Below are 13,329 nucleotides of genomic sequence, written 5' to 3'. Positions count from 1 at the left end.
AGAGACAGTTACGGTTCACCATCGGCGTGTTGCGGGCTGCCTTTTCAGGGTATCGGGACGTGCCGGTGCCGTCTTCACTTTTATCGATACCACGACTCGCTTCGTTAGCGAGATCGGCGAAATAGCCGCCAGTTTCGGAAGACTCGGTGTCAGCGGAAGCGCTCGGCCTCGTGGGCGAGTCGAACCAGGGTGTCGCACAGCGTCGCGATCTCGTCCGGCGTGGCGCCCTCGCTCGCGGCGGTCGCCACATCCTCGGCCGCACATCGAACCTCGAACATGCGGTCCATCACGGCCTTCGCCTCGACTGCGGTCAGCACCATCGAGTCGGGTGCGATCGACGTGCCCCGGACGGCTGCGCGCTGTTCGTACGCCCGCTGCCGGCAGGACTGCCGACAGTAGCGTCGCCGCCTGCCGATTCCGATGTCGGGGACCTGGCGGCCACACCACACGCACGATTCCGGTCTGCGAGAGGTGCCAGCCACGTCAGTCACCCTACTGTGTGCCTGACGGTGAGGGTCTCCCCTGGCCAGTGCCGTTGGTGTGTGCATTCCACGAGAATTCCCGATCGCGGATCGTCTGCACAGGCACCCTTGGGGTGGACTTCGGCCACCCTCCGCACCGCATCTGCGCCGAGGTGACGTGCTGTTTCGCGAGCTGCCGGCCGGTGAGCGGTGTTCGGTGCGGTCTGCACGACCGAGTAAGATGGAAGAGTTGAGTCTGCGTCGGGCGCCGCAACCGGTTGGGCGCGGGAACCAATCGGGTGCCCGTGTCGTTGTAGACGAGTGGGAACGCTCGGTCCGCCGAACCCGGCGCGCTCGCGTGTGAACAAGCTTTTGTGTAGGGCAGCCGAGGAGAGGACACCACCATGGCAGATCGCGTACTTCGAGGGAGCCGGCTCGGAGCGGTGAGCTACGAGACGGATCGCGACCACGACCTGGCCCCCCGTCGGATGGCGCGCTACCGCTGCGACAACGGCGAGGAGTTCGACGTCCCGTTCGCCGACGAGGCCGAGATTCCCGGTACCTGGCTGTGCAAGAACGGTCTCGAGGGCACCCTGCTCGAGGGCGCGGCGCCCGAGGTCAAGAAGGTCAAGCCGCCGCGCACGCACTGGGACATGCTGCTCGAGCGTCGTTCGGTGGAGGAGCTCGAGGAGCTGCTCAAGGAGCGCCTCGACCTGCTGAAGACCAAGCGCCGCGGAGCGTAGCGGAGCCGGCGTCTACCGACGCCCGTCGAGTTCAGCGCACGTTGCCCCGGAGGGACCGCCCTCCGGGGCATCGTGCTGTCACGGGGTCGTCTTCGTGTCGGTGGTCACCGAACCGTCCGGCATTTCGACGATCTTGTAGGTCGGATCGACCATGTGGATCGGCATGTTCCCGGACGCCCGAGCCTTGCCGGTCACTCTCAGCAGCTGACCCGGCACAATGTCCTCGCCGCCGTGGGTCGGCGTGAACTTGACCCGCAGCGCGCCGGTGCTGTCCCGGATCTCGATCTCCACCGCGGTCGCGGTGCCGGCGGTGGTGTCACGGACCTCCTGGACCCGCCCCTCGACGGTCGCGCGCTGCCCGGCGATGAGCCCCGTCACCGCGATCGCGGCTGGTGGTGTCTCCGGACGGTCGTAGGCGTCGATGCGGGACTGGTCGTCGCCCGCGATACGGGCCTGGATCTTCTCGATCCGGCGCGTGACGCGTTCCTCGAACAGGTCGGGGAAGGCCTGCCGGATCTGGGACTGCACGTCGAACGGGACGATGGTGGCCGCGGCGTGCGGGATCCGGCTGACCGCCCGCGCGACCTTGTCCGCGGTGCGGTCGTGCAACAGTCGGCCGAGCAGCGGGGCGTAACTGCGCCGCGGCAGCAGAAGGGTGACATGGGTGTTCGGGTACTGCGCGAGTGCCACCAGAACTTCGTGCTGCGCGGCGTGCGGGACTCGGCGGTCCGGACAGTCGATGATCTTGAGGGGGGTGGCAAGTTCGAAGTGGTCCCAGCGTTTGCGGAGCCGCTCCGCCTGCGCCGCGTCGACCATGAAGTGCACGGCCGTCACGCTGTCCGCGTCGAGGCCACGCCCGTACCGTAGGGCTTCGAGGACGGCGAGATCGACCGAGTTCACCAGGACGAACACCCGGTGCCGGGCGTAGTTGACCTGCTCGGCCCGCTCGGTGCGGAACTCCTCGAGGATCGCGGCCTCGGCCCGGTACTCGCGGTTGAGCCGCATCAGGACGAATACCAGCACCGGGAACACCACGACCACCAGCCAGGCGCCCTCGGTGAACTTGGCGACGGCGAAGATGCCCACCACGATGGTGGAGAGGATGCCCGCGGACAGGTTGATCGCGAGCTTGTACCGCCAGCCGGGTTCCCGCAGCCTCAGATGGTGTTTGGTCATCCCGTACCCCGCCATCGAGAACCCGGTGAACACGCCGATCGCGTAGAACGGGACCAGTGCGTTGACGGATCCCCCGGTCCCGATGAGCAACGCCACCGAGAGCACGGTCAGCGCGATGATGCCGTTGGAGAACACCAGTCGGTGACCGCGCTTTGTCAGTTGCCGGGGCAGGAACCGGTCCTCGGCAACGAAGTTCGCCAGCGCCGGGAAGCCGTTGAAGCTGGTGTTCGCGCCGGTGAAGAGGATGGCGGCGGTGGACACCTGGACCAGCACGTACAGGACGTTGCCCAGCGGGCTGTGGCCGAAGACGGTGCGGGCCACCTCCGACAGCACGGACGGGTAGCCCGCCGCGTAGGGCGTCGCGTGGGTGGCGTGCGCCAGGTACGAGACCCCCGCGACCAGGAAGCCGAGGATGCACGCCATCACGGTGAGCACGCGGCGGGCGTTCGGCCCCTCCGGTTTGCGGAAGAAGCTGACGGTGTTGGAGATCGCCTCGACACCGGTCAGCGAGGATCCGCCGTTCGCGAAGGCGCGCAACAGAACCAGGATCGTCGCGCCCATCACCAAGCCGTTGCCCTGGTGGATCTCGACCGCACCCGCGATGTTCATCGCGTCGTACTTCGGTAGCCCCCAGAGGATTTCCCGAACCACGCCGACGACGATCATCAGGCCGATCATGATCGAGAAGAAGTAGGTGGGTATCGCGAACGGCCGGCCCGCCTCGCGCAGGCCTCGCAGGTTGACGTAGCACATGAACACGACGATGCCGACGGTGATCTCGAGGCTGTACGGCCCCAGCCCGGGAATCGCCGACGCGACCGCGACGGTACCGGCCGCGGCCTGAACGGCGACCGTCACCACGTAGTCGATGAGCAGGGCGGCGGCCGCGATCTGTGCGACCCGCGGCCCGAAGTTCTCCCGCGCCACGATGTACGACCCGCCCGCCCTCGTGTACGCCATCACGACCTGCCGGTATGACGCCGCGACCAGGACGAGGATCAGCAGGATCACCCCGGTGATCGGCAGCAGCAGCGTGAACGCGGCCAGCCCGGCGTAGGGCAGCAGTTCGATCAGGATTTCCTCGGTGCCGTATGCGGACGAGGAGATCGCGTCCGGGGAGAGCACGCCCAGGGCGACCGGGTTCGACAGCCGCTCCGTCTTGAGCTTCTCGGTGATCAGGGGTTTGCCGAGGAAGAGCCGCTTGAACGCGTAGCCGATCGACTCGGGCAGGTGGTCCGACTGCCTGGTGGAACCATCGTTCGGGGTCACCAGGTCATCGTGACCCCGCGAAGCGTCCGCGGTAAAGCGCTGGCACTACTTGCCGAACAGTCCCCGGACCTTGTTCCAGCGGTTGCGCATCCCCCACACGGTGACCTTGAGCAGGGCCTCCCGCACGATGTTGCCGTCCATCTTGGACTCGCCGAACTCGCGTTCGGTGAACGTGATCGGCACCTCGACCATCGTGAAGCCGTGCTGGATCGACCGCCATGCCAGGTCCACCTGGAAGCAGTAACCGTGCGATTCGATCGAGTCCAGGTCGAGTGCCTCGAGTACCTCGCGGCGGTAGGCACGGAAGCCGCCGGTGATGTCCTTGATCGCGACGCCGAGCGCGAGCCGCGAGTAGACGTTGCCGCCGCGGGAGAGGATTTCGCGGCGCTTGGGCCAGTTCACGACGGAGCCGCCGGGCACGTAGCGCGAGCCGGCCACCAGGTCGACGCCGTCGTCGATCCGGTCGAGGAGCCGGTGCAGCTGCTCGGGCGCGTGGCTGCCGTCGGCGTCCATCTCCACCAGCACCCGGTAGTCGCGGTCGAGACCCCAGCGGAACCCGGCGAGGTACGCGGCGCCGAGACCGTTCTTCTCGGTCCGGTGCATGACGTGAATCCGGCCTGCGGGATCGGTGTCCGCCAGCTTGTCGGCGATCTCGCCTGTGCCGTCCGGGCTGCCGTCGTCGACGACGAGCACGTGGGCGCCGGGGACGGCGCCGTGCAGGCGGCCGATGATCAGTTCGATGTTCTCCCGCTCGTTGTAGGTCGGGATGATCACCAAGGTGTGCGCGCTCGGTCTGTCCTGGTCCGGCGTGTTCTCGGTCGGCGTGCCCGGGCTCATCTAGATCCTCTCCGCCAGCCGAGACTGGTGTCCATCCGCTTCACATCCCACGCCGTCAGTCGAGCGGCGTGGCCGACCTGCGTCGACGCAGCACTGCGACGGCGAGGGCCAGCCCGGCGGCGATGCAGAGCGTGAACTCCGGAATCGGGCCGAGTCGAGTAGCCAGCGTAGTGGAGGTGCGCAGCGGCACCTGCGCCACCAGTGTTGCCGGCGTGAACAGCGCCGACGACTGCTGGACCGATCCGTCGGGGCCGACGATCGCGCTGACCCCGGACGTGGCGGCGACGACGACGGTGCGCTCGTGCTCGACGGCACGCACCCGCGACATGGCCAGCTGCTGGTAGGTCATCTCGGTGTCGCCGAAGGTGGCGTTGTTGGTGGGGACCGCGATCATCTGTGCGCCCGCGCGGACCGCCTCGGTGAGCGCCCGGTCGAAGGCGACCTCGTAGCAGGTCGCGACCGCGATCGGGATCCCGGCGGCGTGCACGACGCCGTTGCCGTCACCGGGCACGAAGTTGCCCGCCTTGTCCGCGTACGAGGAGAAGTGCCGGAAGAACCCGCGATAGGGCAGGTACTCGCCGAAGGGCTGGATGATCTTCTTGTCGTGCCGCTCCTGGGGGCCGTCGACGTCGTCCCAGACGATGACGGAGTTGGTGGTCGTCCCGTCGCCGTTCACCAGAACCGCCCCGACCAGGATCGGTGCCCCGACGGCCCGGGAGGCGGCGGCGATCTCGGTGGCGGCGTCGGAATTGCGGAGCGGGTCGATGTCGGAGGCGTTCTCCGGCCAGATCACCACGTCGGGGCGCGGCTCCCGGCCCGCGTCGATGTCGTCGGCCAGTCGCATGGTCTGCCGGACGTGGTTGTCGAGCACGGCCCGGCGTTGCGCGTTGAACTCGAGCCCGAGTCGCGGGACGCCGCCCTGGATCGCCGCGACGGTGATCGTGCGACCGCCGGTGCCGGGGTCGGTGGCGTCGGCGGCGGGGACGGTCGGCCAGAGCGCGGCGGCGAGCACCGGTGCCACGATGGTCAGGGCGGCCGGGGCGAGCCAGGTGCGCGGGCTGCGGTCGCGGACCAGCGCGACGACGAGCGTGGCCAGTCCGGTGCCCGTCAGCGCGACCGCGAAGCTGAGCAGCGGTGCCCCGCCGACGCTGGCGATCGACAGCAGCCAACCCTCGGACTGTCCGAATGCCAGTCGGCCCCACGGGAATCCGCCGAAGGGGACGCTCGAACGCAGCCATTCGGTCAACGACCACGCGCATGCCAACCACAGCGCGGCGAGCGGCAGTCGGGCAAGCGCGACGACGAGGACGCCGAACAGTCCGACGAACACGGCCTCGGCGGTCGAGAGCGCGAGCCACGGCACGGGGCCGACGTACTCCCCCACCCACGGCAACAGGGGAACGAGGAACCCGAGTCCGGCGAGGAACCCGTAGCCGAAGCCGGCGCGGTACCGCCGTCCCGGGCCGACGATTCCCCACCGGGTGAGCACCAGCACGAGGAGGGCGACACCGACGGGGGCGAGGAACCACAGCGGTCGCGGCGGGAAGCTCGCGAACAGCAGCAGACCGGAACAGACCGCCGCGACGCTGTCGCGCAGGATCGGCAGCCAGGTGCGGGACGGGGCGGCCGGATCCGCCGTCGCCGGGTCAGCGCGCATAGATGGTGGCCCCGCGGTGCACGGTCGCCAGGCACACCGGAGTCGGTGCACCGGCTTCGAGTCGCGGCAGTGCGGGCACCCTCGAGCGCGGGTCCGTCGACCAGCGCTGCACCGTGTCCTTGGGCGCGCTGACCACGAGTTCGCCCGCGTCCCACATCGCGTAGGACGCCGGTGCTCCGGGGACCAGGGTGCCGGCCAGACCGTCGCGGACCCCGCCCGCCCGCCAGGCGCCGCGGGTGGCGGCGGAGAAGGCGGCGCGCGGCGAGAGGCTCTGACCCTCGGTGTGATGGTCGACGGCGGCACGCAGCATCGACCACGGGTCGACCGGGGTGACCGGGGCGTCCGAACCGAGGGCCAGCGACACCCCGGCCGAGGCCATCGCCGCGAACGGGTTCATCGCGCGTGCGCGTTCCGCGCCGAGCGCTTGCGTGTAGAGGCCGTCGGGCCCGCCCCACAGCGCGTCGAACGCGGGCTGCACGGACGCGACGACACCCCAGCGTCCGAGGGTGGCGGCCTGCTCGGGCGTGATCATCTCGACGTGCTCGAGGCGGTGACCGCACGCGGCCACCTTCGGCCCGCCGAGTTCGGCGGCGACCCGGTCGAACGCCGCGACCACCGCGCCGACCGCGGCGTCGCCGATCACGTGGAAGCCCGCCTGGATGCCGGCGAGGGTGCAGGCGTGCAGGTGCGCGGCGACGGCGTCCTCGTCGAGGTAGCTGCTGCCGGTCGTGGACCGGTCGGCGTAGGGCTCGGTGAGCCACGCGGTCCGCGAGCCGATGGCCCCGTCCACGAACAGGTCGCCGCCGAGCGCGTGCGCCCCGGTCTGCGCGAGCAGCGCGGTGGCCTCCTCCGCGCTGGTGACCGCCTCGCCCCAGTATGCGCGGACCTCCACGCCGTGCGGGTGCGCGAGCAGTTCGGCGAGGTCCTCGCGACCCGCGATGTCTGGTCCCGCACATTCGTGGACGGCCGCGACGCCGTGCGCGGCGGCGTGGTCCAGAGCCGCGGCGCGGGCGCGTCGCCGCTGGTCGGGGGTGAGCAGATCGCGGGCGGCGGAGCGGGCGCGGTGGTGGTCGTCGGCGGTGACCGGAGCATCGCCGGGCGTGCCGGCGGCCTCCCTCAGCGCGGTCGAGCAGGCCGCGGAGTGGGCGTCGATGCGGGAGAGGTACACCGCGCGGCCGGGCGCGACCGTGTCGAGGTCGCCGGTGCTCGGCCCGCGGTCGGAGTCGGGCCAGGCGGTCTCGTCCCAGCCCTGGCCCCAGACGACGGCGTCGTCGTGAGTGGCGGCGTACTGCCGCACAAGCTCGAGGCATTCACGCAGGGAACGTGCCGAACTCAGGTCGAGTCCGGTCAGCGCGAGGCCGAGCGCGGTCGTGTGCACGTGGGTGTCCACGAAGGCGGGCGCGACGAACGCGCCGTCGAGGTCGACGATCTCGGCATCGGGGTGCAGCGCGCGCCCGGGGCGGTCCTCGCCGACCCACACCACGGTGCCGTCGGTCACTGCCATCGAGGTCGCGTCGGGTGCCGTCGGGCTGTAGATCCGGCCACCGACCAACAGTTGCGTAGTCACGAGGGGTCAGTCTGCCCGCCCGTGGCGCGGTTGCTCCGCACCGGGATCGGGAAGTATGACCTCGCCCTCAATCGCGAGGGGTTCCCCCGGACGGTAGTCCCGGTCGGGGTCGCCGAACGGGTCCCCCACCGTGTCGGTGACGATCGTGTCCTCGACGACCACGCCGTCGACGACGGTGGTGCGCCGGGTCCGCGCGTACACCCCGGCACCCGCCGTCCCGGCCGCGGTGGCGAGACCGATCTTGCGGCCGCCGAACAGCAGCACCAGCGGCCGCAGCACCAGCCTGGTCGGCGGGATCAGCAGCAGCAGGCCGAGCGCGGAGGTGACCAGGCCCGGGACGATCAGCAGCCCGGTTCCCGCCGCGACGAGCGCGCCGTCGGCGACCGCGCCGCCGGCGGAGCTGTTTCCGCGTCCGGCCTGCCGGAACTGCTCGAACACCCGCCGGAACTGCGAGCGGACCAGCCACGCGCCGACCGCCCAGCCGAGCAGGAACAGCAGAATGGTCCAGCCCACGCCGATGGCGTTGCCGACCACGATCACCGCGGCGACCTCGACCACGACGTAGAACAGGAACACCACCGGAATCATCGCCGGTCCTTTCGAGAGGCGCTGTTGCCCCGTTCAACGCGCGGGGTGCCCGATTTTCTCCCGGACCGCTCGCGACCGCGGTCGCCCGCGCTACGAACCGGGCGTGACCAGTCCGGTCTCGTAGGCGAGCACCACCGCCTGCACCCGATCCCGCAGGCCGAGCTTGGTCAGGATCCGGCCGACATGTGTCTTGACCGTGGCCTCCGACAGGTGCAGGCCGGAGGCGATCTCCGCGTTCGACAGCCCCGTGGCGAGGTGCTCGAGCACCTCGCGCTCGCGGTCGGTGAGATCGCCGAGGACCTCCGGCGCCCGGGCGGGCACCGGGTCTTCGGAGATGAAGCGGGAGAGCAGCCTGCGCGTCACCTTCGGCGACACGACCGCGTCCCCGGCGGCCACGCTGCGGATGGCGGAGACGAGGTCCTCGGGTGGGGTGTCCTTGAGCAGGAAGCCGCTCGCGCCCGCCCGCAACGCGCCGAGCGCGTGCTCGTCGAGGTCGAAGGTCGTCATCACCAGAACTCTGCTGGGGCAACCGGATTCGACGATCTTCTCGGTGGCGGCGACCCCGTCGACGACGGGCATCCGGACGTCCATCAGCACGACGTCCGGTCCGAGCCTGCGGGCCTCTGCGATCGCGGCGGCGCCGTCGGCGGCTTCACCGACCACCGCGAGGTCCTCGTGGGCGTCGAGCACCATCTTCAGACCCATCCGCATGAGTTCCTGGTCGTCGACGAGCAGCACGGTGATCGGCACGCGAACACCCTAGCCCGCCCGGAACATCCGATGCGGTGGTGCGCGTTTGGCTAAGGAACCTGGAACGTGCCCATCCCGGGGGTGAGCACTGCCTGGGATTCTGCGGGAGCGAGGTCGGCGGTCGCGGCGATCGTGCCGCTGCCGGTCACCGCCGTCGCGGGGGTGTAGTGGCACCAGGCGCCCGGTACGTACGGGCGACTGTAGTCAGGCGGAACCGGTCGAAGCAGGACGGTGCCGGCGGCGCCGGTGGTCAGGTTCAGCCAGTTCACCGTCACATCGCGGCAGTTCGGAGGCGTCGCAGCGAAGGTCACCTCGCCGGGTGTGCCGGTCGTCGCCGACGGCGTGATGGTGGCGGGCTGCAGGGTCATGCACGGGTAGACGGCGAGCGTGCACCACCAGACGAACCTGACCGGAACCTGGAACTCCGTGGTCGTCGCCGGTGACGGGTCGGCGGTCGCCGGGACGGACGAGCCGACCGCAACGGCCAGGGCGGCTGCAGATGTGACCGCCCCTGCGGCGACCGTACGAGGAATCGATACCCGGCGCATGACGTGACCTCCGGTGTGGAACCCGTCCCGACCTGCTGAGGTGTCAGCGTATCGCCGTGCCGGTCTCCCCTTCCCCGGTTTCGCCGGGAGGGTCCTCTGCTCCTCAGAGCACCGGGACGATCCCGACGCCCGGGGTGTGCAGAATCTGGTACTCCGACGGAGCGGGCGCTCCGATGTCGGCGCTCGCGGCGACAGTGCCACTGCCGGTGACCGCCGCCGCGGGTGTGTAGCGGCACCAGTCTTCCGGCGTGTAGGCGCGACCGCGGTCGGGCGGCACCGGTCGAAGCAGGACGGTGCCGGCGGCGCCGGTGGTCAGGTTCAGCCAGTGCACCGAAACGTCGGGGCAACTGCTCGTGCCCGACCAGGTCTGCGTTGCCGGCCTCGTCGCGAAGATCATCTCGCCGGGTGCGCCGGTCGTTGCCGTCGGTGTGACGGTCGTGAGCGGCGGCAGGCTGTAACACGGGAAGATATTGGACCCACACCCCGCGACGTACCGCACTGGAACCTGGAACTCCGTGGTCGTCACCGATGACGGGTCGGCGGTCGCCGGGACGGACGAGCCGACCGCAACGGCCAGGGCGGCTGCAGATGTGACCGCCCCTGCGGCGACCGTACGAGGAATCGATACCCGGCGCATGACGTGACCTCCGGTGTGGAACCCGTCCCGACCTGCTGAGGTGTCAGCGTATCGCCGTGCCGGTCTCCCCTTCCCCGGTTTCGCCGGGCCGGTTCTTCGGCTCGCGGAGCTCGTCCACCCTGTCCCGCAGCGCGGCCTCGGCGGTGCGCGCCTCGCGGGCGTCGATGCGGGCGCGTTCGAGGTCGTCCCTGAGCGTGTCGGAGCGTTCGCGCGCGGCGGTGGCGGCCGCGCGCTCGTGGTCGACCGACTTCTCGAGTCGCGCGATCGTGGCCGCCGCGCTCGTGGCGGCGTGCTCGGCCGCGGCGCGCAGGTCGGCGATCCGCTGGTCGGCGGCGGCGGCCGCCTGGGTGAGGCGTTGCTCGGCGCGCTGCTCGGAGGCGGACGCGGACTGCTCGGCGGCCGCGGCCCGCCGCTCGGCCGCGTCGGCGCGGGCCTGCGCCTCGCGGAGGCTGCCGCGCAGGCCGTCGAGGTCCGATTCTGCGGCGGCCAGTCGGGTGTCGCGGTCGGACTCGACGGCCGCGACCTGCTCGGTCAGTCCCGTCAGCTCCGCGGTGTGCGTCTCCTCGAGGTCTCGGAGCTCGGCCTGATGGTCTGCGGACAGTCGCTCGAGTTCGAGCCGGTGATCAGACACCGCGGCGGCGAGTTCGGTGTCGACCGCGTCGACCGCGGCCTCGGCGTTGGCCCGGTCCTCGACGGCAGCCTCGAATCGTGCCCGCAGTTCCGCGAGGTCCGCCTCGTACTTCGCCTTCGTCTGTGCGAGCTCCACGGTCGCGCGGTGCAGTGCCACGTCGAGCGTGTCCGGGTCGCTCAGCTTGTCGACGGCCGCGGTGATCTGCCGGGCGAACACGTTGAACTGCTCGATCGAGGTGGTCGTGACGGTCCGCAGATCCTCGAGCGTCCGTTCCAGGACTCCGACCGCCTCGCTCGGGGTGGCGGTCGTGAGCGCGTCGAGTTCCCCCTGCTGCTCGCGTGCCTTCCGGCGCGATCGGAAGGCACGGACACGGTCCGCGTCGCTGGCGTACTGGCGGGGCCGGCCCGGCCGTGCCTTCGGCTCCTCGTCGGCGCCCTTCGCGTCCTCGAGTTTCACGTGCACTCCCCTGCTTCTCGCCGGATTTCCTATTTAGTTACGTTACATGATCAGTTACGTTACATCCGTCGTAATGAAACGATGATTCTTGATCGTCATAATCCCCACTTATCGTGAGTTAGCTGCCGATCTGTGCGACAGCCGTCGCCGGGGTGCGCGCGACCGTCAGGGACGGGCGCTACGACATGATCGACGCGTGGCAGAGGTGATCTTCTTCGATCTGGACGGCACCCTGATCGATCATCGGAGCGCGGTCTGGGAAGCGATCGGCCAGATCGTCCGGGCGGCGCCGAACGCGACGGCTCCGCCGGCGGAGCTGTCGGCGGCGTGGTGGACGCTGGAGGCGCGCCACATGCGGGAGTACCTGGCCGGTCGGTGCTCGTTCGCCGAGCACCACCGCCGCAGGGTCCGTTCCTTCCTGCCGATGCTCGGCGAGTCGGTTCCGGAGAGTCCCGGGCTGCTGGACGCCTGGATCGCCGAGCGCTACCTCCCCGTTTTCGAGGAGTCCTGGCGGTGCTATCCCGATGTCCGGCCGTGCCTGGAGACCCTGAAACGGCTCCGCGGCGGGCCGCGTCTGGCTGTTCTCACAAACGGGGACCCCGAGCAGCAGCGCGCCAAGCTCGCCCGCTTCGGCCTGCTCGAGTACTTCGACGCCGTCCTGACCCCGACCGAGCTCGCTGCGGCCAAGCCCGTCGCCTACGCCGCCGCCTGCCGGCGGATGGGGACGGACCCCGCGCGGGCGGTCAACGTGGGCGACATGCTGGAGAGCGATGTGAACGCGGCCGCCCGGGCCGGGCTCGTCGGCATCTGGCTGGACCGCGGCATCGACTTCGTCACCGGTGGACCATCGCCGACGGCAGATGAGACGGTGCGCCGCATCGAACGACTCACCGACCTCCCGGACCACCTGTGACGCACCGTGAACCGCACCGGTCGGTCGGTCGGCGAGAAAATACGTTGGACGCGATTCGGTCCAGGTTGATAGCGTGCGCGAGACCGTGACGTCACGCGAGGAGGTGAGACCCATGAGCGCAGTAGCCATGTGGGTGCTCCCACTCGTGTTCACGGTTCGGCGATTGACGTAGGTGTCGCCGGGAGCGCCTCGACGACAAGGCAATCCCGAAAGGCAACACCATGAAATTCACCTCTGAGACATCGTCGAACGGTGTCATCGAACGTCACTTCACGCTGGACGAGATCACCGGCGTGCTCTGGTCGCCCACATCCGGAACCGTCGGCGCACCGCTGCTGCTGTCGGGGCACTCCGGCGGTATGCACAAGAAGGCGCCGGGGTTGGTGGCCAGCGCACTCCACAGCGTGACCACCTATGGGTTCACCGTCGCCGCCATCGACGCGCCCGGACATGGCGACCGGCCGCGAAACCTACAGGATCAGCGGTGGGCCGAGGCGATCCATCAGGCCAGGGCGGCGGGCGAGCCGATCGCCCCGATCGTCATCGACTACAACATGTCGCTGGCGGAGCGTGCGGTGCCGGAATGGCGGGCAACTCTGGATGCCCTGCAGGCGCTGCCCGAGATCGGTGCCGAAGCGCCGGTCGGCTACGGCGGCATGACATTGGGTGTCGTGACCGGGCTGATGTTGACGCCGGTCGAATCCCGGATCGCTGCCGTGAGCTTCGGTGGGGTTTTCGTGTCCGAGGCGCTGATCGAGGCGGCACGAAGAATCACCGTCCCGGTCGAGTACCGGATTCCGTGGGACGACGAGGAATTCGACCGCAACTCCGGGATCGCGTTGTTCGACGCCTTCGCCTCGAAGGAGAAGACACTGCACGCCCACCCGGGCAGGCACAACCAGGTGCCCGAGTACGAGCGCGAGAGCGCGGCCCGGTTCTTCGCCCGCCACCTCGGCCGGGCCGACGCCGAACTCGGAGAGGCACGATCGCAACCTCACTCGGACTCGACGAGATGACGGGTTCACGCTCGCGACGTGCAGGCGCGACGGCGATGTCGATCGGCACGCGTGTTCCGTGCGGGTGAACACCTGTAGGA

The 13,329-nt window shown here is 69.9% G+C and carries 13 protein-coding genes; 3 read left to right on the top strand and 10 right to left on the bottom strand.

The genetic code is table 11. The annotated features are described in order from the left end of the window. Positions 1–149: 149 nt before the first annotated feature. Positions 150–482 carry a hypothetical protein gene (locus ACFVH2_RS18670; protein ID WP_378426045.1) on the bottom strand — a complete coding sequence of 111 codons (333 nt, stop codon included), beginning with the start codon at positions 480–482 and terminating at the stop codon, positions 150–152. Between the two features lie 383 nt (positions 483–865). Here ACFVH2_RS18670 and ACFVH2_RS18665 point away from each other — a divergent pair, with 383 nt between their 5' ends. Continuing rightward, on the top strand, positions 866–1,204 hold the full coding sequence (locus ACFVH2_RS18665; RefSeq protein ID WP_142100533.1) for an RNA polymerase-binding protein RbpA: 339 nt from the start codon (positions 866–868) through the stop codon (positions 1,202–1,204). 78 nt (positions 1,205–1,282) lie between these two features. Here ACFVH2_RS18665 and ACFVH2_RS18660 read toward each other — a convergent pair whose 3' ends face one another. The 9 genes from ACFVH2_RS18660 to ACFVH2_RS18620 form a co-directional block, all read right to left on the bottom strand. After that, positions 1,283–3,649, bottom strand: coding sequence for an amino acid permease (locus ACFVH2_RS18660; protein WP_378426047.1), 2,367 nt, complete (start codon positions 3,647–3,649; stop codon positions 1,283–1,285). Positions 3,650–3,694: 45 nt separating this feature from the next. Continuing rightward, on the bottom strand, positions 3,695–4,486 hold the full coding sequence (locus ACFVH2_RS18655; protein WP_378426049.1) for a polyprenol monophosphomannose synthase: 792 nt from the start codon (positions 4,484–4,486) through the stop codon (positions 3,695–3,697). Between the two features lie 55 nt (positions 4,487–4,541). Then, the gene (gene lnt, locus ACFVH2_RS18650) at positions 4,542–6,143 is read right to left on the bottom strand and encodes an apolipoprotein N-acyltransferase (RefSeq protein ID WP_378426051.1); all 1,602 of its coding nucleotides are present in this window, start codon (positions 6,141–6,143) and stop codon (positions 4,542–4,544) included. Next, positions 6,133–7,710 carry an amidohydrolase gene (locus ACFVH2_RS18645; protein ID WP_378426053.1) on the bottom strand — a complete coding sequence of 526 codons (1,578 nt, stop codon included), beginning with the start codon at positions 7,708–7,710 and terminating at the stop codon, positions 6,133–6,135. The genes lnt and ACFVH2_RS18645 overlap by 11 nt, the downstream gene beginning before the upstream one ends. A 6-nt stretch (positions 7,711–7,716) precedes the next feature. After that, positions 7,717–8,298, bottom strand: coding sequence for an FxsA family protein (locus tag ACFVH2_RS18640; RefSeq protein WP_378426055.1), 582 nt, complete (start codon positions 8,296–8,298; stop codon positions 7,717–7,719). A 90-nt stretch (positions 8,299–8,388) separates the two neighbouring features. After that, the gene (locus tag ACFVH2_RS18635; RefSeq protein WP_378426057.1) at positions 8,389–9,048 is read right to left on the bottom strand and encodes a response regulator; all 660 of its coding nucleotides are present in this window, start codon (positions 9,046–9,048) and stop codon (positions 8,389–8,391) included. Between the two features lie 50 nt (positions 9,049–9,098). After that, positions 9,099–9,596 (bottom strand): hypothetical protein, encoded by a 498-nt coding sequence (locus tag ACFVH2_RS18630; protein ID WP_378426059.1) that lies wholly within the window; start codon positions 9,594–9,596, stop codon positions 9,099–9,101. A gap of 103 nt (positions 9,597–9,699) precedes the next feature. Continuing rightward, positions 9,700–10,233, bottom strand: a complete 534-nt coding sequence (locus ACFVH2_RS18625) for a hypothetical protein (protein WP_378426060.1) — start codon at positions 10,231–10,233, stop codon at positions 9,700–9,702. Between the two features lie 43 nt (positions 10,234–10,276). Next, a complete protein-coding gene (locus tag ACFVH2_RS18620) occupies positions 10,277–11,320 on the bottom strand; it encodes a hypothetical protein (protein ID WP_378426062.1) in 1,044 nt (347 codons plus the stop codon). A 196-nt stretch (positions 11,321–11,516) separates the two neighbouring features. Here ACFVH2_RS18620 and ACFVH2_RS18615 point away from each other — a divergent pair, with 196 nt between their 5' ends. Further along, positions 11,517–12,233, top strand: a complete 717-nt coding sequence (locus ACFVH2_RS18615) for an HAD family hydrolase (protein ID WP_378426064.1) — start codon at positions 11,517–11,519, stop codon at positions 12,231–12,233. Positions 12,234–12,454: 221 nt separating this feature from the next. Next, positions 12,455–13,249 (top strand): alpha/beta hydrolase, encoded by a 795-nt coding sequence (locus ACFVH2_RS18610; protein WP_378426066.1) that lies wholly within the window; start codon positions 12,455–12,457, stop codon positions 13,247–13,249. Positions 13,250–13,329 lie beyond the last annotated feature (80 nt).

The organism is Rhodococcus sp. NPDC127527 (genome assembly GCF_042672245.1).
Classification (GTDB): domain Bacteria; phylum Actinomycetota; class Actinomycetes; order Mycobacteriales; family Mycobacteriaceae; genus Rhodococcus_G.
The sequence above is the reverse complement of the archived record's forward strand: the minus strand, read 5'-3'. Positions and strand labels throughout refer to the sequence as shown.

Bases quoted from the DNA above. Each gene is read 5' to 3' on its own strand.
- ACFVH2_RS18665 (WP_142100533.1), top strand. From the start codon at position 866: ATGGCAGATCGCGTACTTCGAGGGAGCCGGCTCGGAGCGGTGAGCTAC.
- ACFVH2_RS18655 (WP_378426049.1), bottom strand. From the start codon at position 4,486: ATGAGCCCGGGCACGCCGACCGAGAACACGCCGGACCAGGACAGACCG.
- lnt (WP_378426051.1), bottom strand. From the start codon at position 6,143: ATGCGCGCTGACCCGGCGACGGCGGATCCGGCCGCCCCGTCCCGCACC.
- ACFVH2_RS18640 (WP_378426055.1), bottom strand. From the start codon at position 8,298: ATGATTCCGGTGGTGTTCCTGTTCTACGTCGTGGTCGAGGTCGCCGCG.
- ACFVH2_RS18630 (WP_378426059.1), bottom strand. From the start codon at position 9,596: ATGCGCCGGGTATCGATTCCTCGTACGGTCGCCGCAGGGGCGGTCACA.
- ACFVH2_RS18625 (WP_378426060.1), bottom strand. From the start codon at position 10,233: ATGCGCCGGGTATCGATTCCTCGTACGGTCGCCGCAGGGGCGGTCACA.
- ACFVH2_RS18610 (WP_378426066.1), top strand. From the start codon at position 12,455: ATGAAATTCACCTCTGAGACATCGTCGAACGGTGTCATCGAACGTCAC.